The following is a 20,332-nucleotide window of genomic DNA, read 5'->3' on the forward strand; positions in this document are numbered from 1 at the left end:
AAACACCCGCGGAGCTGCGAGGCGGTACGCCGTACCCAAGATCAACGGTTTTAAGGGTTGCGTTTTTGCGCCATTCATCACAACCGGTGACGACTCGATGGCCGAGATGCGGGTAGCTCAGAGACCGTACGCATCCCCTCGGTTCGGGAGGAACCACCATGAGTGACGTATCACCGGCCGGCCGCGCGCCGGAGCCGGCGTACCCGGCCGACGTGCCGCCGCAGCCCTACGACCTCACGCCGCAGACCGGGACGCCCTCGGCGACCTCGTCGCGGGGTGACGACCAGTCCAAGGTGAAGCAGGTGGCTCAGGACACCCGCGCCGCAGCCGGGGACGCCGCGAGCGATGTGGCCGGCACCGCCAAGGAGCAGGCGCAGCGGGTCGGCGCCGAGGCCCGCACCCAGGCCCGCAACGTGGCCGCAGAGGTCCGTGGCAAGCTCGGCGAGCAGGCCCGATCCCAGCATGGCCGCCTCGTCGGCAGCATCCGGCAGACCGCCGACCACCTCGACGAGATGCGCGCCGACCGGTCCGACTCGCCCGCCGCCGCCGTCGTCGAGCGGGTCGCCGAGGGCGGCCGTCAGTTCGCCGACTACCTCGACCGCAACGGGCCCGAAGGCGTGCTCCGCGAGGTCGAGGACTTCGCCCGCCGCCGTCCCGGCGCGTTCCTGGCCACCGCGCTGGCCGCCGGCTTCGTGGTCGGGCGCCTCGGCAAGAGCGTCGCCAAGGCCGACCCGGACGCCGGCGCCGCCAAGCCCAGCACCGACACCTACACCGAGTCCACCGGCTACCCGGCCACTTCCGCGGGCTCCACCGGCTACCCGGCCGCGTCGACCGGTTACGCGTCCGAGACCGACGAGGCCCTCGCCTAGGTGCCCGCCTCCACCGCCTCCGGTTATGTCACGCCGGCCACCACCCAGTACAGCGGCACCGGCACCGGCACGCCGGCCGTCGTCGCCCCCGGTGACCCGGAGTACCGGTCATGACCACCCCCGACCGTGTCGAGCAGACCTCGATCGGCGAGATCATCGGCAACATCAGCGACGACCTCTCCCAGCTGTTCCGGCAGGAGGTCGAGCTGGCCAAGGCCGAGATCCGGCAGGAGGCCACCAAGGCCGGCAAGGCCGCCGGGATGCTCGGCGGCGCCGGGTTCGCCGGTTACCTGGCCGTGGTTCTGCTCAGCTTCGCCGTCGTGTTCGGCCTCTCCAACGTGATGGACCCCGGGTGGGCGGCGCTGATCGTCGCGATCGTCTGGGGAGCCATCGGCGCGGTGCTGTTCGTGAACGGCCGCAAGAAGATGAAGACCGTCGACCCGGTGCCGCGCCGGACCGCCGAAACGCTGAAGGAGGACGCCCAATGGCTGAAGAACCCGACCGGCTGAAGCAGGACATCGAGAGGACCCGGGCGTCGCTGACCCGCGACGTCGACCTGCTGGCCGAGAAGACGAGTCCGCGCCAGGTCGCCCGCCGGCGCTGGAGCGCGGTGAAGGAGAAAGTCATGGGAACCACCGAGGACACCCGGTACGCCGCCCACGAGCAGGCGAACCGGATCAGCGACAAGGCGTCCGAGCAGGCGCACCGGGTCAGCGAGAAGGCGTCCGACCTGTCGGACACTGCCGGCGAGAAGGCGTCGGCGGCCGCCGACGCGGTGCGTCAGGCCCCGCAGGCCGTCGTCCGGCAGACGCAGGGCAACCCGCTCGCCGCGGGCATCATCGCCTTCGGCGTCGGCCTGCTCACCGCCTCGCTGGTGCCGGTCACCGACGCCGAACGGCGGGCCGGGCAGCAGCTCAAGGACCACAGCGGTGACCTCACCGACAAGGTCAAGGACGTCGCGAACGACCTGAAGGACGAGCTCGGCGGCACCGTGCAGGAGGCCGCCGGCCAGGTGCGCGAAACCGCCCGCGACGCGGCGCAGACGACCAAGGAGACGGCGCGGTCGGACGCCCAGGACGTACGGCAGGCGGCGACCCCCTGACCGTTCAACCATGTGACGGGACAGACGTGGCAGCTCGAACTGCCACGTTTGTCCCGTTCCTGCGAGGGAATCGGGCAGCACCATGAGACTCGGATACAAGCTCGCCGCAGAGGCGTTCGACCCGAAGGAGCTCGTCCGGCAGGCGATCCGTGCCGAGGAGGCCGGCTTCGACTTCGTCGAGATCAGCGACCACTACCACCCGTGGCTCGACGTGCAGGGGCACTCGCCGTTCGCGTGGAACGTGCTCAGCGCCATCGCCGTGCAGACCACCCGGCTCGGCCTGGCCACCGGCGTCACCTGCCCGTCGGTCCGCTACCACCCGGCCATCATCGCCCAGGCCGCGGCGACGCTCGCGATCCTGTCGGACGGCCGGTTCACCCTCGGCGTCGGCTCGGGGAGCGGCTCAACGAGCACGTCGTCGGACAGGGGTTCGGCAGCGTCCGCGAGCGGCACGAGCGGCTGCGCGAGGCGCTCGACATCATCAACCTGCTCTGGCAGGGCGGCTACCGGTCGTACGAGGGAAAGTATCTGCAGCTCGACGACGCCCGTGTCTTCGACCTGCCGGAGACCCTCCCGACGATCGCCGTCGCCGCGGGCGGCAAGGCCGCGGCGACGCTGGCCGCGACCCACGGCACCGGCCTGTTCGCCACCGAACCGCGCGCCGACCTGGTCGAGACCTTCACCCGGGAGGGCGGCGCGGGGCCGAAGTACGCGGAGATGCCGGTGGCCTGGGCGCCCACCGAGGCCGAGGCGATCACCGAGGCGCACCGGACCACCCGCTGGGCGGTGACCGGCTGGAAGGTGATGGCCGAGTTGCCCAACCCGGTCAACTTCGAGGCCGCCTCCGCCACCGTCACCGAGGACGACGTCCGCGGCTTCCTGACCGCCGGACCCGACCCCGAGCCGTATGTCGCCAAGGTCCGCGAGTACACCGGGGCCGGCTACGACCACGTCGTCCTGATGAACACCGGCCCCGACCCGGACGGCTTCCTCGACTTCTTCGCCAAGGAACTGCGCGGACGGCTGACCCGATGACCGCCTCGGCGCCCGCCGCCACCCCGGCGCCCGCCGCCACCCCGGCGCCCGTCGCCGCCGCTCCGGCGCCCGTGACTGGCGTTCCGGCGCCGGTGACCGCCGTTCCGGCGCCGGTCGGCGCCGCGGAGACCGACCGGGTCACCGTGGTGGTCGCCACCCGCGACCGGCGGGAACGGCTGATCGAGACGATCCCCGAGCACCGCGCGCCGGTGATCCTCGTCGACAACGCCTCCACCGACGGCAGTCCGGAGACGATCGCCGAGGCGTTCCCCGCGGTCGACGTGATCCGGCTCGGCGAGAACCGGGGCGCGGCCGCCCGCAACGAGGGGGTACGCCGCGCCGCCACCCCGTATGTGGCGTTCGCCGACGACGACTCGTGGTGGGCCGAGGGCTCGCTGGCCCGGGCCGCGGCCCTCTTCGACGCCCACCCGCGTCTGGGGCTGCTCACCGCACGGGTGCTGATCGGCGAGGACGCCCGCCCGGACCCGATCTCCGCGGCGCAGGCCGCCGCGCCGCTCGGCTCGCCACCGGGCGCTCCCGGCCCGCAGGTCACCGGGTTCCTCTCGTGCGCCGTCGTGGTCCGGCGGGAGGCGTTCCTGGCGGCGGGCGGTTTCGAGCCGCGCCTCTTCGTGTACGGCGAGGAGGCGCTCCTGGCCATGGACATGACCGCCGCCGGCTGGTGGCTGTGTTACACCCCGGACCTGGTGGTACGCCATTTCCCGCTCCCGGCCGGCCGCGACACCGGCGCCCGCCACCGCATCGAGTCACGCAATCGCCTGCTCACGGCCCTGCTGCGCCGTCCGCCGTCGGTGGTGGCCCGCACGGCGGTCACCACCCTGCGGGAGTCGCCATCCGCGCTGTGGGATGTGACCCGCGCCCTGCCCTGGGCGCTGCGCCATCGTCGTCTCCTGCCCCCGTCCACCGAGGCGGGCCTGCGGGTCAGCGGGTGACGATGCGGAAGACGGGGAAGCCGGGGGCGGCCGCGGTGATGTCCGCCTCGGGCGAGTCGGCCTCGAGGCCGTCGAAGAAGGCGCCCGTCTCCCACGCCCATTTGCGCAGGTAGAGGCGGATCAACTCGGTCTTGTCGGCGTCGGCCACCTCGACCGGTGTGAACGTCTCGGTGCGGCGGCCCAGGCGCAGCTCGCCCTCGCCGGCGGCCCGCAGGTTGCGGACCCACTGGGTGTGCCCGCGCGGGGAGAGCAGGTACCGCTCACCGTCCTTCTGGAACAGATTGACCACGGTGGTACGGATCTCGCCGGACTTGCGGCCGCGGATCGCGATGACCCGGCTGCCCATCAGGCTGATGCCGTGGGCGGTCAGCCACTTGGCGAAGTTGTTGAAGGCGTTCGCGCTGCGCTTCGGGGCCAGGTATCGCATGTCCACTCCTCACGACAAGAGAGCACTGCTCTCTCCTGTGACCAGTGAACCGCGGGACGGTGTTCACTGTCAAGAGCAGTGCTCTCTTAATGGAGCGGTTGATCGTCACCAGCCCGAGGGCGGCGCCTCCAGGTGGACGACCGTGGTGACGGTGAGCTCGTCGAGGAGCTCCGGGCCGTACCCGAATCCCTGGCCGCTCGCCCGCCGAGGGTGCGCCGCGCCGCCCGGTGCTCCGCCGAACACCGCGTTGACCTTGATCGTGCCGGCCGGCAGCTCCCGCCAGGCGCGCTGCGCGTTGCTCATCGACCGGGTGAGGACGGTCGCGGCCAGCCCGTACGCCGAATCGGCCGCCCGCCCCAGAGCCTCCTCGAAGGACCGCACCGTGGCCACCGGCGCGACCGGCCCGAACGTCTCCTCCCGCATCACCGTCATGTCGTCGGTGCACCCCGACAGCACGGTCGCCGGGTAGTACGCGCCGGCGCCCGACGGCACGGTCCCGCCGCAGACCAGCGTCGCCCCGTCGCGTACGGCGTCACGCACCTGTCCGTGCACCGCCTCCCGCAGCCGCCGGTCGACCAGCGGCCCGATCTGCTTGCCCCACGTCTCCGCCTCCGCGGCCAGGGCCTCGGTGAACTCCCCGGCGAGCGAGTCGTGGACGTAGATCCGCTCGACGGCGACGCAGATCTGCCCCGAGTTGGCGAACGCGCCGAGCGCCGCCTGCCCCGCCGCCCACACCGGATCCACATCGGCGTCGACGATCAGCGGGTCGCTGCCGCCGTTCTCGAGCAGCGCCTTCGCCCCGGTCCGCGCGCAGGCCGCGGCGATCGCACGTCCGGTGGCGGTCGAGCCGACGTGCGCCACGACGTCCACCGCGGAGGACGCCAGGGCGGCCCCGGCCGGGCCGTCGCCCTGGAGCACGTTGAGCACCCCTTCGGGCAGGTGCGGGGCGATCAGCTCGGCGAGGCGACGACCGGTCGCCGGGGTGCGCTCGCTGGGCTTGTACACGACCGTGTTGCCGGTGACCAGGGCCGCGCCGAGCAGCCCGCAGGAGACGGCGACCGGATCGTTCCACGGGGTGATCACCGCGACCACACCGCGCGGCCGGTACGCCATCAGGTCGATCGCCTCGTCGTCGCCGGCCAGAGCACGGCCGCGATGGGTGGGGCCGAGCTCGGCGTACTGCCGGAGTGTCCCGACGCCGGCGCCGATCGAATCGCGTGCCCCGTCGACGGGTTTGCCCATCTCGGCGGCCATGATCTCGGCCAGTTCGCCGGCGGCCGCGTCGATCGTGTTCGCGGCGGCGTGCAGGGCGGCGGCGCGGGCGGCCGGGGCGGTGCGGGCCCATCCGGGCGCGGCCCGGCGCGCGGCCTCGACCGCGGCGGCCACGTCCCGCTCGGAAGCGACCGGGACCCGGGTCACCGGGCTGTCGTCGCGGGGGTCGGTAACGGTCAGAATGCGCCCGGAGGTGCCGGTGGACCATCGTCCGTCGATGAGCTGAGTGGCCTCATACATGCGCGGCAGGCTTCCCGCACTGCATCGCATAAAACCTTGATGTACGGCAAATATCTTCGGGAAATCCGCAGCTCAGTGCCAACATCGCGAGAAAGGCTAGAAGTCGATGATCATGTGAGTAACCGAGAAAACCTGGGGTATCCGGCCCGCCATGCGTGTTCTCGGCATCAACGCGATCTTCCATGATCCATCGGCAGCCGTGATCGTCGACGGTCGTGTGGTGGCCGCCGCGGAGGAGGAGCGGTTCAGCCGCCGCAAACACGGCAAGCGACCGGTTCCGTTCTCCGCCTGGGAGCTTCCGGAGCTCGCCGCGGCCTGGTGCCTGGAGGAGGCGGGGCTGCGCCCGGGCGACCTGGACGCGGTCGCCTACTCCTTCGACCCGGCGCTCTGCCGCGACCAGGCCGACCTGGACCTCGGTGACCCGTGGGACCACCTGCGCGCCGACTACGCGCGCCGGGCCCCGCAGTTCCTGGCCACCGCGCTGCCCGGTCTCGACCCCGGCCAGGTGCGGTTCGTGCCGCACCACGTGGCGCACGCGGCGTCGGCCGGGCTCAGCGTGCCGGAGGACAGCGCGGTGCTGGTCCTCGACGGGCGCGGCGAGTCGGCCAGCCACCTCGCCGGGGCGTACCGCGGCGGGAAGCTGGAGACGTTGCGCTGCCAGGAGTTGCCGCACTCGCTCGGCCTGCTCTACGAGGACCTCACCCGGCACCTGGGATTCCTGCACTCCAGCGACGAGTACAAGGTGATGGCCCTCGCCTCCTACGGCACGCCCCGGTTCCTCGGCCCGCTGCGTGAGCTGGTCCGCGCCGACGGGCGGGGTGGGTTCACCGTCGACCGGATCGACTGGAACGCCCTGACCGGGGCCCGCGCCGCCGACGGCGAGATGACCGAGGCGCACGCCGACCTGGCGTCCAGCGTCCAGGCGCGGCTCGAGGAGGTGCTGCTCGACCTGGCCCGATGGACGTACGACGCGTCCGGCGGACTGTGCACGCTGACCATGGCCGGCGGCACCGCCCTGAACTGTGTGGCCAACGCCCGGATCGCCGCCGAGGGCCCGTTCGACCGGGTGTGGGTGCAGCCAGCCGCCGGGGACGCGGGCACCGCTCTCGGTGCGGCGCTCGCCCTCGGCGCCGAGCACGTCCCGTTCACGACCGCGGCTCTCGGGCGCGGCTGGAGCGACGACGACCTCGAAGCCGAGCTGCGCCGCGCCGCCGTCCCCTACACCCGGCCCGCGTCGATCGCCGCCGAGGCCGCCGCCGTCCTGGCCCGCAACGGGATCGTCGCCTGGTATCAGGGGCGCAGCGAATACGGGCCGCGCGCGCTCGGGCACCGGTCGCTGCTCGCGCACCCCGGCGACCGCGACACCCAGACCCGGATGAACGACGTGAAGGGCCGCGAGCAGTTCCGCCCGATCGCGCCGATGGTCCGCGCCGAACGCTTCCACGACATCTTCGACGGCGTCTACCCCAGCCCGTACATGCTGTTCGTGCACCGGGTGAAGCCCGAGTGGCGCGACCGGATCCCGGCGGTCACCCACGTCGACGGGACCGCCCGCGTGCAGACCGTCCACACCGACACCGCACCCCTCGTGGCCGCGATGCTCGCCGAGTTCGAGCGGCTCACCGGCCTGCCGGTGGTCGTGAACACGTCGCTCAACACGGCCGGGCGGCCGATGGTCGACACCCCGCGCGAGGCCCTCGAGCTCTTCGGGTCGGCGCCGGTCGACCTGCTCGCGATCGGCCCGTTCGCCGTCCACCGCAGCCAGGTCTACGGCGGCGCGCGGTGAACACCGTCAGCGTCGTCGTGCCCACCCTCGGCCGGCCGAGTCTCGCGGACCTGCTGCGGGCGCTCGGCCCCTCCCGGCCGGGATGGAGCTGATCATCGTGGACGATCGGCCGGAGGTCCGTACCCCCCTCGATCTTCCCGCCGAAAGCACCGCCCGCGTGGTCGCCGGACGCCGTGCCGGACCGGCCGCCGCCCGCAACGCCGGCTGGCGTGCCGCCCGTCACGAGTGGGTGGCGTTCCTCGACGACGACGTCCTGCCCGAGCCCGGCTGGCCGTTGCGGCTGCTCGGCGACCTCCGCGACGCCGGGCCCGAGATCGGCGGCGTGCAGGGCCGGATCCGGGTGCCGCTGCCCGAGGACCGCCGCCCGACCGACTGGGAACGGGTCACCGCGGGCCTCGCCGACGGCGAGTGGATCACCGCGGACATGGCCTACCGCCGGGCCGCCCTCACCCGCACCGGCGGCTTCGACGAGCGCCTGCCGCGGGCTTTCCGCGAGGACGCCGAACTGGCTCACCGTGTCCGGCGCGCCGGCTGGCAGCTGCGTCGAGGCCGGAGATCGACCACCCATCCGGTACGGCCGGAAGCCCGCTGGATCAGCCTGAGGTCCCAACGGGGCAACGCCGATGACGCATTGCTGCGCCGGATCTACGGGCCGTCGTGGCGTGCCACCCTGGGCATCCCCCCGGGCCGCCGTCACCGGCACGCCCTGACGACCGCCTGCCTGGCCGCGGCCGCCACCTGCACCGCCGCCCGCCTGCTGACCGGCCGTCGCCGCTGGACCGTCGCCGCCGCCCTGGCCGCCGCGGGCTGGACAGCCGGAACCGCCGAGTTCGCCGCGGCCCGCATCCTTGCCGGCCCCCGTGACCGCCGCGAGGTGACCACCATGGTCCTGACCAGCGTCGCGATCCCGCCGGTGGCGATCGTCCACTGGCTGCGCGGCTGGTTGCGCTGGCGAGGCGCCCAGCCCCTGCGGCAGGCGCACACCGGCCCGACCCGGATCACCGCTCCGACCGCCGCCGTGACACTCCCGGACGCTCCCGGCGGCGACGTGAACAGAGCCGGGGCCCGCCCGTGACCGGGACGCTCTTCGACGCGGTGCTCTTCGATCGGGACGGCACCCTCGTGGTGGACGTGCCCTACAACGGCGATCCCGCGCTGGTGCGGCCGATGCCCGGGGCGAAACCGGCCCTGGACCGCCTGCGGTCGGCCGGGCTGCGGCTCGGCGTCGTGACCAACCAGTCGGGGCTGGCCCGCGGCCGGTTCACCGGCGGCCAGATGGACGCCGTGAACCGTCGCGTCGACGAGCTGCTCGGGCCGTTCGACACGTGGCAGGTCTGCCCGCACGACGACACCGCCGGCTGCGGCTGCCGCAAACCCGCGCCCGGGATGGTGCTCGCCGCGGCGGCCGCTCTGGGGGTCGCACCCGGGCGCTGCGCCGTCGTCGGCGACATCGGCCGGGACATGGACGCCGCCCTGGCCGCCGGCGCCACCGGCATCCTGGTGCCCACCGAGGTCACGCTGCCCGCCGAGGTCGCCGCCGCCCCGCACCGCGCCGCCGACCTCACCGCTGCCACGGATCTCATTCTGCAACGCCAGGAGCTGCTGAAACCCGCATCCCGGCCGGGACGGCCCGGCGGGGTCCTGGCGGTGCGCTCCGACTCGGCGGGCGACGTCCTGGTCACCGGGCCCGCGATCCGCGCGCTCGCCGCGGGCGCCGGCCGGGTGGTGCTGCTCTGCGGCCCGCGTGGACGCGCCGCGGCCGAGCTGCTGCCCGGCGTCGACGAGATCATCGAATGGCGGCTGCCGTGGATCGACCCCGAACCCGGGCCGGTCGACGCCGCCGACATGCGCGCGCTCACCGAACGCCTCGGCCGGGCCGGTGTGGACGAGGCGGTGATCTTCACGTCGTTCCACCAGTCGGCGCTGCCGCTCGCGCTGCTGCTGCGCCTGGCCGGGATCGCGCGGATCACCGCGATCAGCGACGACTACCCCGGCTCGCTGCTGGACGTGCGTCATCGCGTACCCGATGGGCTGCCGGAAGCGGAACGTGCGCGCAGCGTCGCGGCAGCCGCCGGGTTCGGTCTTCCGGATGCCGACGACGGACGGTTGCGGGTGACCGTGCCGCCCCGGACCACCGGCGACTACCTGGTCGTTCATCCCGGCGCCAGCTGCGAGGCACGAGCCTGCCCGCCGGAGGGCCTGCGCCGGATCGTGGCCGCGCTGGCCGACGCCGGGCACCGCGTCGTGGTGACCGGCGGTCCGGGGGAGCGGCACCTGGCCGCCTTCGTCGCCGGGGACGCGGCACAGGACGCCGGACCGATGCCGTTCGCCGAGCTCGGCGCGCTGATCGCCGGCGCGCGCTGCCTGATCGTCGCCAACACCGGCCCGGCCCACCTGGCCGCGGCCGTCGGCACGCCGGTGATCAGCCTGTACGCCCCGACCGTCCCGTACGGACGCTGGGGCCCCTACCTCGTTCCGGCCGTGCGCCTCGGCGACGCGGCCGCGGCCTGCCATGACACCCGGGCCACCCGATGCCCGGTCCCCGGTCACCCCTGCCTGTCCGGCATCACGCCCGACGACGTCCTCACCGCGGTACGCCGGCTAGGCGTCACCGCCCCGCAACCGAACCATGACGAGGTGGCCGCGTGAACATCCTGCTCTGGCACGTGCACGGCTCCTGGACGACCTCGTTCGTCCAGGGCAAACACCGCTATCTGGTGCCGGTCAACCCGTCCCGTGACGAGTGGGGCCGCGGCCGGGCCCGTACCTTCGACTGGCCCGCCTCGGCCGAGGAACTGCCGCTCGACCAGATCCGCGACATCGACGTGGCGATCGCCCAGCGGCCCGAGGAGCTCGACCTGATCCCGCCGCACGTGCCGGTGATCTACGTGGAGCACAACACCCCGAAGGGCGACGTGCCCGCCACCCGGCATCCGCTCGCCGACCGCGACGACCTGCTGATCGCCCACGTCACCCACTTCAACGAGCTGTTCTGGGACTGCGGCGGCACCCGGACGACGGTGATCGAGCACGGCATCGTCGAGCCCGCCGCCCGCTGGACCGGCTCGCTGGACCGGCTGGCGGTGGTCACCAACGAGCCGGTACGCCGTGGCCGCGTGACCGGAACCGATCTGTTCGGCCGCTTCCCGTCGGTGGACGTCTTCGGAATGGGCGTCGCCGGCCTCGAGGGCTGCGGGGTCTACGAGGACCTGCCGCAGCGCGAGATGCACGAGGCCGTCGCCCAGCGCCGCGCCTATCTGCACCTGTGCCGCTGGACGTCGCTCGGGTTGAGCCTGATCGAGGCCATGCAGATGGGCATGCCGGTGATCGCCCTGGCCACCACCGAGGCGGTCGCCGCCGTTCCACCCGACGCGGGAGTCCTGTCCACCCGCGTCGACGACCTGGTCGAGGCCGCCCACTGGCTCCTCGACGAACCCGACGAGGCCGCCCGGCTCGGCGCCCGCGCCCGGCAGGTGGCGCTCGCCCGGTACGGACTCGACCGGTTCCTCGCCGACTGGGACCGACTGCTGGAGGAGGAGACATGCGCATCGCGATGATCTCGGAGCACGCCAGCCCGCTCGCGGCGCTCGGCGGTGTCGACGCGGGCGGGCAGAACGCGCACGTCGCCGAACTCGCGGCCGCGCTCGCCGGGCACGGCCACCAGGTGCGCGTCTACACCCGGCGGGACAGCGCCGGCCTGCCCGAGGTGGCGCCGATGGCCGACGGCGTCGACGTGGTGCACGTGCCCGCCGGGCCGGCGACCGCGCTGCCCAAGGACGAGCTGCTGCCGTACATGGGGGCGTTCGCCGAGTGGACGGCCGCCGACTGGCGTGAGCAGTGGAAGCCCGACGTCGTGCACGCCCACTTCTGGATGAGCGGACTGGCCGCCCTCGACGCCGGGCACGCCTGCCACGTACCGGTCGTCCAGACGTTCCACGCGCTCGGCTCGGTCAAGCGCCGTCACCAGGGGACGTCCGACACCAGCCCGGCCCGGCGGATCGGGCTCGAACGCCACATCGGGCGCAACGCCGACCGGATCGTCGTCCAGTGCCGCGACGAGATCGGCGAACTGCTGCGCCTCGGCGTGCCCCGCTCCCGGATGTCGCTCGTCCCGTCCGGCGTCAACACCGAACGGTTCAGCGACCGCGGCCCCGCCGTTCCCCGCCGGCCCGGGCTCGCCCGGATCCTCACCGTGGCCCGGCTCGTCGAGCGCAAAGGCATCGAGGACACCATCCGGGCCATGCGCGGGGTCCACGGCGCTGAGCTCGTCGTCGTCGGCGGGCCACCCGCGGCCGAGCTGCGCGACGACCCGTACGCCGGCCGCCTCCAGGCTCTCGCCCGGCACTGCGGCGTCGCCGACCGGGTCACGCTCGTGGGCGCCGTTCCCGCCCACGAGATGCCCGCCTGGTACCGGTCGGCCGACGTGCTCGCGGCGACACCCTGGTACGAGCCGTTCGGCCTCACCCCGCTCGAAGCCATGGCCTGCGGGGTGCCGGTCGTCGCCACCGAGGTCGGCGGCCTCATCGACACCGTCGTCGACGGGGTCACCGGCGATCTCGTCCCACCCCGCGATCCGCGAGCCCTGGCCACCGCCCTGCGGCGGCTCCTCACCGACGACGTGCGCCGGTACGGCTACGCCGCCGCGGCCGCCGACCGGGCCGCCGCCTCGTACTCGTGGCCCCGCATCGCCGAACGGCTCGCCGCCGTCTACGCCACCGTCGCCGATCTCGAGGTCGCGGCATGATCGCTCTCTTCGCGGGTCCTGGAGGCACTGCATGAGCACCAATCCCCTCGACGCCCATCTCACCGGCTTGATCCAGTCCCTGCTTCCGTACCGGTCGCAGGCCGGCCGCCTGGCCCGCTGGGGCGCCCACCTGGCCCGGCACCTGGGCGGCGGCGGGCGGCTGCTCGTCGCCGGCAACGGCGGCAGCGCCGCCGAGGCCCAGCACCTGGCGGCCGAGCTGGTCGGCAAGCTCCGCGAGGACCGGATGCCGCTGTCGGCGATCGCGCTCACCCCGGACTCGTCGGCGGTCACCGCGATCGGCAACGACTACGGCTTCGACGAGGTGTTCGCCCGGCAGGTCCGCGCCCACGGCCGCCGCGACGACGTCCTCATCGTGATGTCCACCAGCGGCCGGAGCCCGAATCTGATCACCGCTGTCCGGGCCGCCAAGGAGGTGGGCATGCGGACGTGGGCTCTCGTCGGGGAGCGCCCCAACCCGCTGGCCGACATGTGCCACGAGGCGCTGTGCTGCCCGTCGCCGGACAGTCAGGTGGTCCAGGAGCTGCACCTGGTCTCGGTGCACCTGATGTGCGAGTACGTCGACCGCTACCTGCCCATGTTCACCGGAGACCGCGAGCTACCGGCCGAGGCGGTGGACCGTTCCCCGGCGGCCGACGGCTCCCGGGTCGCGGAGGGCTCCCGGGTCGCGGACGGCCGGGTCGGGGACGGCTCCCGGGTCGCGAGCCGCTCCCCGTCGGCCGAGCGTGATCTCCCTTTCGGTCTGGATCGCGACGAGTTCGAGGAGATGGTCAACGTATGAGACTCGTCATCGTCGGCGACACCCTGCTCGACCGGGACGTGCTCGGCACCGTCACCCGGATCGCGCCGGACGCGCCGGCCCCCGTGCTCGACGAGGAGACGGCCCACGAGCGCCCCGGCGGTGCGGGCCTGGCCGCCCTGCTCGCCGCCGCCCACGGTCACGAGGTGGCCCTGGTCACCGCGCTGGCCCCGGACGCTGCCGGGGCCCGGCTGAGTGAGCTGCTCACCGCGGCCGGCATCGTGGTCTACGCCCTGCCGCTGCCCGGCGCCACCCCGGAGAAGATCCGCATGCGTGCCGGCGGCCAGGTCCTGCTCCGTCTGGACCGCGGCGGCCCGCCCCAGCCGCCCGGCGACGCCCCGGACGCCGTGCTGGACCTGCTCCGCGACGCCACCGCGATCCTGGTCAGCGACTACGGCCGCGGGGTGGCCCGGCATCCGGCCCTGCGCGCGGCGATCCAGGAGTCGAAGGCCCCGGTCGTCTGGGACCCGCACCCCAACGGCCCGCCCCCGGTGCCCGACGTCCGCCTCGTCACCCCGAACGAGTCCGAGGCCCGGCGGCTCTCCGGCGACGCCGGTCACGGGTCGGGGCTCTCCACCGCCCAGCGCGCGGGCCACACGTTGCGGCAGCGTTGGCAGGCCGGCGCGGTGGTCGTCACCCGGGGTGCCGAGGGCGCCGTGCTCTGCCAGGGTGGCCCGACGCCGCTGGTCGTCCCGGTCCCGGAGGCGTCCGGCGGGGACACGTGCGGCGCCGGTGACGCGTTCGCCACCGCCGCGGCGGTCGCGCTGGCGGACGGCGCGCTCGTCTCCGAAGCGGTAGGGGCGGCCGTCGACGCGGCCAGCCGCTACGTCTCCGGCCGGTACGGCGTCGCCGCGATGCCGGCCGCCGATCCGGCCCACGGCACCGGAGCGCACGGCGCGGGCGGTACCCGACGCGGTGCCCGCGGTGTGAACGGTGCCAGCGGTGTCGCCGGTGCAAACGGTGCCGGCGGTGCCAGCGGTGCGAGAGGTGTCGGCGGAGCAAGCGGCGCGGGTGGCGCCGGCGATTCCGGCGGTTCCGGCGGTTCCGGTGGCGCGGGTGGCGGCTTCGGTGACATCGAGCGGATCGGCGCCGACGAGGCAGGCCGTCTCGCCGCCGAGGTCCACGCCCGAGGCGGCACGGTCGTCGCCACCGGCGGCTGTTTCGACCTGCTGCACACCGGCCACCTGGCCACCTTGCGTGCCGCCCGCGCCCTGGGTGACTGCCTGATCGTCTGCCTCAACAGTGACGACTCGGTCCGCCGTCTCAAGGGTGAGGGCCGCCCGCTGACCCGCCAGGACGACCGTGGCCGTCTGCTCGCGGCTCTCGACTGCGTCGACGCGGTGGTCGTGTTCGACGAGCCGACTCCCGAGCCGGTCCTCACCTGGCTGCGGCCGGACGTCTGGGTGAAGGGCGGCGACTACGACACGCTCCCGGAGACCGAGGTCGTGCAGCGCTGGGGCGGCCAGACCGTGATCGTCCCGTATCTGGACGGCCGCTCCACCACGAAAACCATCGCCGAAGCACGCAGGAGGTAACTCGCATGGATGCCGTCATCGTCACCGGAGGGTCCAGTGGCCTGGGCGCCGCCGTAGTCGACGCCGTGATCAAGGCGGGCGGTCGCCCGTACGTCATCGATCGTCAACCGCCGCGGGAGGGCGTCGACTGGATCGAGTGCGACCTCGCCGACACCCGGGCCGCCGAGAAGGCGACCCGTGATCTGATCGCCCGCGCGGGCGGCGGCGTCGACGGCGTGGTCACCGCCGCGGGCATGGACGTCCCCGGCACGCTCGAGGACATCCCGGGGGAGCTCTGGGACCGGATCGTCGCGGTCGACCTGCTCGCCACGGCAGCGGTGATCCGGGCCGCGGTGCCCGCTCTCAAACAGTCGCACGGCGGCGTCGTCACCATCTCGTCGACGCTCGGGATCAAGGCGGTCTCCGACGCGACCGCCTACTGCGCCGCCAAGTTCGGGGTGGTCGGGTTCACCCGGGCGCTCGCCGCCGAGCTGGCCGGTCAGGTCAACGTCACCCTGCTGATCCCCGGCGGCATGCGCACGAAGTTCTTCGACGACCGCGACGCGAAGTACAAGCCGGGCCCGGACGCGATCCTCAACGACCCGGCGAACGTGGCCGCGGCGGTCGTCTTCGCGCTCAGCCAGCCGGCCGGCTGCGCGGTCCGCGAGCTGGTCGTGGCGGCGGAGACGGAGAGCTCGTACCCGTGATCCTCGTCCTGCGCGCGCTCGGCGTGGGTGACCTGGCGACCGCGGTGCCCGCCTTGCGCGGGCTCCGCGCCGCCTACCCCGACGAGACGTTGAGCCTGGCCGCCCCCGCCTGGCTCACGCCGCTGATCCTCGCGATCGGGGCCGTCGACCGGATCGTGCCCGCCGCCGAGCTCGAACCCCTGGACGCGGCCCCTCCCGCACCGGGCCTCGCCGTGAACCTGCACGGTTCCGGTCCCGAATCGCACCGTCGTCTGCAGGCGCTGCGCCCGGGCGCGCTGTGGGCCTTCGCGAGCCGCCCGGCCGGTCATCACGACGGTCCCGGCTGGCTCGACGACGAGCACGAGGTCCGCCGCTGGTGCCGGATGGTCCGCTACTACGGCGTGGCCTGCGACGAGTCCGACCTGGACCTGCTCGTTCCGGACGCGGCCGTGCCGGCGGGCGTCACGATCGTCCATCCGGGCGCGAAATCCCCGGCGCGGCGCTGGCCCGCGGACCGCTTCGCGTCCGTCGCACGGCGTCTGGTCACCGCGGGCCACCGGGTCCTGATCACCGGTTCACCGCAAGAGCACGACCTGTGCGTACGGGTGGCCGAGCTCGCCGGGCTGACGCGAGAGGCGGTTCCGCGTACCGGATTGAGCGAACTGGCGGCCCTGGTCGCCGCCGCCCGTCTGGTGATCAGCGGCGACACGGGCATCGCGCACCTGGCCACCGCCTACCGGACCCCGTCGGTCACCCTGTTCGGCCCGGTCTCCCCGTCCCGCTGGGGCCCGCCCGCGGACCGTCCCTTCCACCGCCCGCTGTGGCACGGCACCCGCAGCGAGCGCGGCGACCTCCCGGGCCCGGTCCATCCGGCCCTGCTGGCGATCACTCCCGACGAGGTGCTGTCCGCCGCGACCGACGCGCTGGCGCTGGTGTCCCCCGGTGACCACCCTCCCGATCCGCGGCCGGGACGGCAGAGAGAAAGGAGTCCCATGCGACTGCGGCGCAGTGACCTGCGCAAACCCGGCCTGTCCCGGCGCCGGGCGGGTAAGGGGTTCACCTACCTCGACACCGGCGGCGGCCCGCTGCGCGACTCCGGGGCCGTGGAACGGATCAAGGCCCTGGTCATCCCCCGGCGTGGCAGGACGTCTGGATCTCCCCGGATCCGCGCGGCCACATCCAGGCCGTCGGCGTCGACGCGGCCGGGCGCAGGCAGTACCTCTACCACCCGCAGTGGCGGACGAAGCAGGACCGGGCCAAGTTCGATCGCGCGCTGGAGGTCGCCGAGCGGCTGCCCGAGGTCCGTGACCGGTTGACCGCCGACCTGACCGGCCGGGGGCTCACCCGTGACCGTGTCCTGGCCGCAATCGTGAGCCTGCTCGACATGGGCATGTTCCGGGTCGGCGGCGAGGAGTCGGCGGCCCGCGAGGAGGATCCCACCTTCGGCCTGTCCACCCTGCGACCGGACCACCTGCGGGGCAGTGGCGGCTGCGTGCTCCTGGAGTTCCGTGGGAAGTCCGGCATCGATCACGCCGCGACGGTGGGCGACGGCGAGGTCTGCGCCGTGCTCCGCGATCTGAAACGCCGCCGCCGTGGCGAGGACCGCCTGTTCGCCTACTGGGATCCGGCCCGCCGCCGCTGGCAGGAGATCCGCGCCGACACCATCAACGACTACCTGCGCGACATCACCGGCGAGAAGATGACCGCCAAGGACTTCCGTACCTGGCACGGCACCGTCCGCGCGGCCACCGCCCTGGCCGAGGCCGGTCCCCAGCCGACCGCCACCAAACGCAAGAAGGCCGTCGCCCGGGCCATGCGCGAGGTGGCCGATCTGCTGGGCAACACCCCGACCGTGGCCCGCAACTCCTACGTCGACCCCAGAGTGGTGGAGGCGTACACCGAGGGCGAGGTCATCGGAGCGACCCCCGACGACCCGCCGGCCGAAGCCGAACAGCAGGTCCGCGACCTGCTGAGCGAAGCCTGACCGGGCGGCAGGGACCGGGCCGGGCCGTAGCCTGCTGTCGGCCTTGATCGCGGCGGCTCTCGACAGGCATCGTGGACCGGCGATGTCCGCGCGGTCCGGGGCGGGGATGCGGACCAGCCGGTCGACGGGATCACAAGGTGGCCTGGGCAGGCCATACTGGCGCGCATGTCCGAGAATGCTGTGCTGCGCTACGCCGACGCCGGTGAATGGGAGCGGGCCGTGGCCGAGGCTCAGCGGGCCGTGGCGACCGGGGAGCCGCTCGATGCCGGGGACGCCTGGCCGGCGGTGATGGCGCTGTACCTCCGAGGGGATCTGGCGGGTGCTTCGGCCGTACCCCTGAAGGTGTCTCCCGGTGGGGCTCCGACCGATCGCGCGCTGCTTGCGGCCTGGTCGGCGAGTGTCGCGTGGGCTCGCGGTGAGGTGGCCGCCTGCCGTGAGCTGGCGGACGAGGCGCTCGCCGGGGCGACCGGGGAGCCGCGGGCGCTCGCCGCCGCGCACACCGCGCTGGCGCTGCTCGCGGCGGCCGAGGGGGATCGGCGGGGCAACGAGCGGCATTACGCGCTCGGGCTGGCCGCGGCGGAGCGGTGCGAAGACCGCACGCAGCAGCTACGGATCCGGACGAACCGGGCGTCGCAACGAATGGAGGAGGGTGACCTCACCGGAGCGCTGGCCGAATTGGATCACGTGCTGTGGCGGTTCGGGATCGGGCCGGACGCGCATCCCAACGGGCTCGGGCTGGTGCACAACAACCGGGCCGAGATCCTGGTGCGGGCCGGGCGGCTGGCCGAGGCGCGCGACGGGTTCCGGGCGGCGCTGACCGTATTGCAGCGGGCCGGCGCCGCCGGGGTGGCGTATGCGCTGGCCGGGCTGGGGGAGACCCACGAGGCCCGCGGCGATCTGGTGCAGGCGCGGGCCGCGTTCGAGGAGGCGGTGACGGTCGCCGCGGAGCGGGGGTTCAGCCAGGCGCTCGTGCCGGCGCTGTGCGGGCTCGCCCGGGTGCTCGCCGCGGAGGGGGACGTCGCGGCGGCCCGGATCGCCGGACGGCGTGCGGTCGCCGAGGCCACCAGCCTCACCGCCCCTTCGGCGTACGCCGCCGCGGGCTGGGCCGCGCTGCCGGAGGACCCGTCGGCCGCCCGCCGCCACGCCGAGTCGGCGATCGACCTGGCCCGCGCCGGCCGCCGTCCCGCCGCGCTGGCCGAAGGCCTGGAGTTGGCCGCCGCCGCGGTCCTCGCCCCGGCGCCCGCGGCGGCCCCGGAGACCGGGCGGCAGGAGGCCGGGCGCTTCCTCAGCGAGGCGGCAAGGATCTGGGCCGACGTCGGTGACCAGGTCGCCGCCGCCCGGGTGGACCTCGCGCTGGCCCGCATCGGCGCCGGCCGGGCCCCGATCGCCGCACGCGTGGTCGTCGAGCACCGCCTGCGGGCCCTGGGCGCCGACCCGTCCTCCGGAACCCGCTCGCTGGCCCGTCCGCCGGCCCGGCCCCCGACAACGGTGCGGATGCTCGGCTCGTTCGCGGTGCTGCACGGCGACGACCCGGTCCCGGTGGCCGCCTGGCAGAGCCGCAAAGCCCGGGACCTGCTCAAACTGCTGATCGCCCGGCGGGGCCGCCCGATCACCCGGGACGCGCTCGGCGAAGCGCTGTGGCCGGGCGAGCCCAACGTGGCGAACCGTCTGTCGATCACCCTGTCGGTGCTGCGCGGCGTTCTGGACCCGGACCGGAGGCTCCCCGCCGACCACTACGTGACCGCGGGCACCGGTGGGCTCGCCTACGACGGACACACCCTGGCCGTCGACGTGGACGCGTTCCTGCAGTTGGCGTACGCGGGAACGGCCGCCGCCCGGGAGGGACGCCCCGAGGAGGCGCGGGTGCTGCTGTCGGCGGCGGACACCGCGTACACCGGGGAGGTGCTGGCCGACGAGCCGGACTTCGAGGACGCCGGCCCGCTGCGGGCGGAGGCACGGCTCGCGCACCTGGCGGTGATGCGGGCACTCGGCGGCGTGCACGTGGCCGCCGGTGACCTGGACAGCGCGGCGTGGGCCTGGTCACGGCTGCTGGCCGACGACCCGTACGACGGTGAGGTCGCGTTGCGACTGGTCACCGAGCTGTCCGCGGCCGGACGGCACGGTGAGGCGGCCCGCCAGCGGCATCGCTACGAGGTGCGGATGCGGGAACTGGGGATCCCCACCCACAGCGAACCCAAAGGCCGCTCCCGATGATCGGCACCGTGACTTCCGGAACCGCATGGACGAGCACCGACGCCTGGTTGCTGATGGCGCTGGGCGGCACGAGCGAGGACGACCCGAGCCCGCTCAGCGAGATCATCAACCGGGCCGACGCGATCGAGCACGCCGTGATGGAGGAGGCGGAGTTCACCACCTCGGCCGGGCGCCTGACCGCCGCCGGCCTGATCGCGGGCGGTGGCGGCGACTGGTGGCTGACCGCGGCCGGGCAGGAGCTGTACGCCGACCGGACCCGGCGCAGCGGCTGGCGCGACAACCTGCTCCGTGGCCTGCGCAAACTGGGGGCACCGCAGGACGCGCCGCTGACCCTGGAACCGGGCGAGTTCGCGAAGGCGGTCGGCCGGTGAACGACGACGACAACCCGGTCGAGGCGCTGATCCGCCACAACATCGAGGTGCACGACTCGCCGCAGGTCCGGTTCCTGCAGAACCTGATGGCGGTGCTGATCACCGCGAGCGGCGTCGCCATGATCGGCGCCGGGCTGTGGTTCCTGTTCTCCGGCATGCTGATGATGAGCGGCGTGATGATGCTCTTCGCCGGCGCGTTCCTGACGTTCTGGGGCCCGTACTCGCGCCGCAAGATCCGCGAGGACACCGCCCGCAAGACCGCCGCCGCCCGCTACCAGCTCGAGCAGGCCAAGTCCTGGCGGCGCCACAACGGCTTCTGAG

General features: G+C 74.0%; 18 protein-coding genes and 3 pseudogenes. 19 read left to right on the forward strand and 2 right to left on the reverse strand.

The window, feature by feature from the left end; all coding sequences use genetic code 11:
• Positions 1-158: 158 nt before the first annotated feature.
• The 6 genes and pseudogenes from ACQPZW_RS15525 (at position 159) to ACQPZW_RS15550 (ending at position 3,956) form a co-directional block, all read left to right on the forward strand.
• Positions 159-869 carry a hypothetical protein gene (locus tag ACQPZW_RS15525; RefSeq protein ID WP_433795579.1) on the forward strand — a complete coding sequence of 237 codons (711 nt, stop codon included), beginning with the start codon at positions 159-161 and terminating at the stop codon, positions 867-869.
• 110 nt (positions 870-979) lie between these two features.
• Entirely contained in the window at positions 980-1,378 is a 399-nt protein-coding gene (locus ACQPZW_RS15530; protein ID WP_433795580.1) for a phage holin family protein, read from the forward strand.
• Positions 1,354-1,971, forward strand: coding sequence for a DUF3618 domain-containing protein (locus ACQPZW_RS15535; protein ID WP_433795581.1), 618 nt, complete (start codon positions 1,354-1,356; stop codon positions 1,969-1,971). The genes ACQPZW_RS15530 and ACQPZW_RS15535 overlap by 25 nt, the downstream gene beginning before the upstream one ends.
• A gap of 82 nt (positions 1,972-2,053) precedes the next feature.
• Positions 2,054-2,320, forward strand: a pseudogene (locus tag ACQPZW_RS15540) (LLM class flavin-dependent oxidoreductase); the annotation flags it as partial.
• On the forward strand, positions 2,206-3,006 hold the full coding sequence (locus ACQPZW_RS15545) for a TIGR03557 family F420-dependent LLM class oxidoreductase (protein ID WP_433797548.1): 801 nt from the start codon (positions 2,206-2,208) through the stop codon (positions 3,004-3,006). The pseudogene ACQPZW_RS15540 and the gene ACQPZW_RS15545, both read left to right, overlap by 115 nt.
• Positions 3,003-3,956, forward strand: a complete 954-nt coding sequence (locus ACQPZW_RS15550) for a glycosyltransferase family 2 protein (RefSeq protein WP_433795582.1) — start codon at positions 3,003-3,005, stop codon at positions 3,954-3,956. The genes ACQPZW_RS15545 and ACQPZW_RS15550 overlap by 4 nt, the downstream gene beginning before the upstream one ends.
• On the opposite strand, the gene ACQPZW_RS15555 is transcribed toward ACQPZW_RS15550, so the two are convergent.
• Positions 3,946-4,383 (reverse strand): nitroreductase family deazaflavin-dependent oxidoreductase, encoded by a 438-nt coding sequence (locus tag ACQPZW_RS15555; RefSeq protein ID WP_433795583.1) that lies wholly within the window; start codon positions 4,381-4,383, stop codon positions 3,946-3,948. The two genes, ACQPZW_RS15550 and ACQPZW_RS15555, sit on opposite strands and share 11 nt — an antisense overlap.
• A gap of 105 nt (positions 4,384-4,488) precedes the next feature.
• On the reverse strand, positions 4,489-5,895 hold the full coding sequence (locus tag ACQPZW_RS15560) for an aldehyde dehydrogenase family protein (RefSeq protein WP_433795584.1): 1,407 nt from the start codon (positions 5,893-5,895) through the stop codon (positions 4,489-4,491).
• Between the two features lie 151 nt (positions 5,896-6,046).
• Between ACQPZW_RS15560 and ACQPZW_RS15565 the strand changes: the two genes are divergently transcribed.
• From ACQPZW_RS15565 to ACQPZW_RS15625, 13 genes and pseudogenes are all read left to right on the forward strand, one after another.
• Entirely contained in the window at positions 6,047-7,681 is a 1,635-nt protein-coding gene (locus ACQPZW_RS15565; RefSeq protein ID WP_433795585.1) for a carbamoyltransferase family protein, read from the forward strand.
• 97 nt (positions 7,682-7,778) lie between these two features.
• Entirely contained in the window at positions 7,779-8,756 is a 978-nt protein-coding gene (locus ACQPZW_RS15570) for a glycosyltransferase (RefSeq protein WP_433795587.1), read from the forward strand.
• The gene (locus ACQPZW_RS15575; protein ID WP_433795588.1) at positions 8,753-10,330 is read left to right on the forward strand and encodes an HAD-IIIA family hydrolase; all 1,578 of its coding nucleotides are present in this window, start codon (positions 8,753-8,755) and stop codon (positions 10,328-10,330) included. Before ACQPZW_RS15570 ends, ACQPZW_RS15575 begins: the two co-directional genes overlap by 4 nt.
• Positions 10,327-11,238 carry a glycosyltransferase gene (locus ACQPZW_RS15580; protein ID WP_433795589.1) on the forward strand — a complete coding sequence of 304 codons (912 nt, stop codon included), beginning with the start codon at positions 10,327-10,329 and terminating at the stop codon, positions 11,236-11,238. The genes ACQPZW_RS15575 and ACQPZW_RS15580 overlap by 4 nt, the downstream gene beginning before the upstream one ends.
• Positions 11,223-12,425, forward strand: a complete 1,203-nt coding sequence (locus tag ACQPZW_RS15585; protein WP_433795590.1) for a glycosyltransferase — start codon at positions 11,223-11,225, stop codon at positions 12,423-12,425. Before ACQPZW_RS15580 ends, ACQPZW_RS15585 begins: the two co-directional genes overlap by 16 nt.
• A 31-nt stretch (positions 12,426-12,456) precedes the next feature.
• Positions 12,457-13,224 carry a D-sedoheptulose-7-phosphate isomerase gene (locus ACQPZW_RS15590; protein ID WP_433795591.1) on the forward strand — a complete coding sequence of 256 codons (768 nt, stop codon included), beginning with the start codon at positions 12,457-12,459 and terminating at the stop codon, positions 13,222-13,224.
• Complete coding sequence (locus ACQPZW_RS15595; RefSeq protein WP_433795592.1) at positions 13,221-14,777, forward strand: PfkB family carbohydrate kinase; 1,557 nt, start codon at positions 13,221-13,223, stop codon at positions 14,775-14,777. Before ACQPZW_RS15590 ends, ACQPZW_RS15595 begins: the two co-directional genes overlap by 4 nt.
• A 5-nt stretch (positions 14,778-14,782) precedes the next feature.
• The gene (locus tag ACQPZW_RS15600) at positions 14,783-15,463 is read left to right on the forward strand and encodes an SDR family oxidoreductase (protein ID WP_433795593.1); all 681 of its coding nucleotides are present in this window, start codon (positions 14,783-14,785) and stop codon (positions 15,461-15,463) included.
• Positions 15,460-16,362: pseudogene (locus ACQPZW_RS15605) on the forward strand (glycosyltransferase family 9 protein); the annotation flags it as partial. The gene ACQPZW_RS15600 and the pseudogene ACQPZW_RS15605, both read left to right, overlap by 4 nt.
• Before the next feature lie 72 nt (positions 16,363-16,434).
• Positions 16,435-17,426: pseudogene (locus ACQPZW_RS15610) on the forward strand (DNA topoisomerase IB).
• Between the two features lie 165 nt (positions 17,427-17,591).
• Complete coding sequence (locus ACQPZW_RS15615; protein WP_433795594.1) at positions 17,592-19,640, forward strand: BTAD domain-containing putative transcriptional regulator; 2,049 nt, start codon at positions 17,592-17,594, stop codon at positions 19,638-19,640.
• 8 nt (positions 19,641-19,648) lie between these two features.
• Complete coding sequence (locus ACQPZW_RS15620) at positions 19,649-20,011, forward strand: hypothetical protein (RefSeq protein ID WP_433795595.1); 363 nt, start codon at positions 19,649-19,651, stop codon at positions 20,009-20,011.
• A complete protein-coding gene (locus tag ACQPZW_RS15625; RefSeq protein ID WP_433795596.1) occupies positions 20,008-20,331 on the forward strand; it encodes a hypothetical protein in 324 nt (107 codons plus the stop codon). Before ACQPZW_RS15620 ends, ACQPZW_RS15625 begins: the two co-directional genes overlap by 4 nt.
• Position 20,332: the final 1 nt, after the last annotated feature.

It is taken from the genome of Actinoplanes sp. CA-252034, from assembly GCF_050956125.1.
Taxonomy (GTDB): domain Bacteria; phylum Actinomycetota; class Actinomycetes; order Mycobacteriales; family Micromonosporaceae; genus Actinoplanes.

Bases quoted from the DNA above. Each gene is read 5' to 3' on its own strand.
- ACQPZW_RS15525 (WP_433795579.1), top strand. From the start codon at position 159: ATGAGTGACGTATCACCGGCCGGCCGCGCGCCGGAGCCGGCGTACCCG.
- ACQPZW_RS15530 (WP_433795580.1), top strand. From the start codon at position 980: ATGACCACCCCCGACCGTGTCGAGCAGACCTCGATCGGCGAGATCATC.
- ACQPZW_RS15535 (WP_433795581.1), top strand. From the start codon at position 1,354: ATGGCTGAAGAACCCGACCGGCTGAAGCAGGACATCGAGAGGACCCGG.
- ACQPZW_RS15550 (WP_433795582.1), top strand. From the start codon at position 3,003: ATGACCGCCTCGGCGCCCGCCGCCACCCCGGCGCCCGCCGCCACCCCG.
- ACQPZW_RS15555 (WP_433795583.1), bottom strand. From the start codon at position 4,383: ATGCGATACCTGGCCCCGAAGCGCAGCGCGAACGCCTTCAACAACTTC.
- ACQPZW_RS15560 (WP_433795584.1), bottom strand. From the start codon at position 5,895: ATGTATGAGGCCACTCAGCTCATCGACGGACGATGGTCCACCGGCACC.
- ACQPZW_RS15565 (WP_433795585.1), top strand. From the start codon at position 6,047: ATGCGTGTTCTCGGCATCAACGCGATCTTCCATGATCCATCGGCAGCC.
- ACQPZW_RS15585 (WP_433795590.1), top strand. From the start codon at position 11,223: ATGCGCATCGCGATGATCTCGGAGCACGCCAGCCCGCTCGCGGCGCTC.
- ACQPZW_RS15590 (WP_433795591.1), top strand. From the start codon at position 12,457: ATGAGCACCAATCCCCTCGACGCCCATCTCACCGGCTTGATCCAGTCC.
- ACQPZW_RS15595 (WP_433795592.1), top strand. From the start codon at position 13,221: ATGAGACTCGTCATCGTCGGCGACACCCTGCTCGACCGGGACGTGCTC.
- ACQPZW_RS15600 (WP_433795593.1), top strand. From the start codon at position 14,783: ATGGATGCCGTCATCGTCACCGGAGGGTCCAGTGGCCTGGGCGCCGCC.
- ACQPZW_RS15615 (WP_433795594.1), top strand. From the start codon at position 17,592: ATGTCCGAGAATGCTGTGCTGCGCTACGCCGACGCCGGTGAATGGGAG.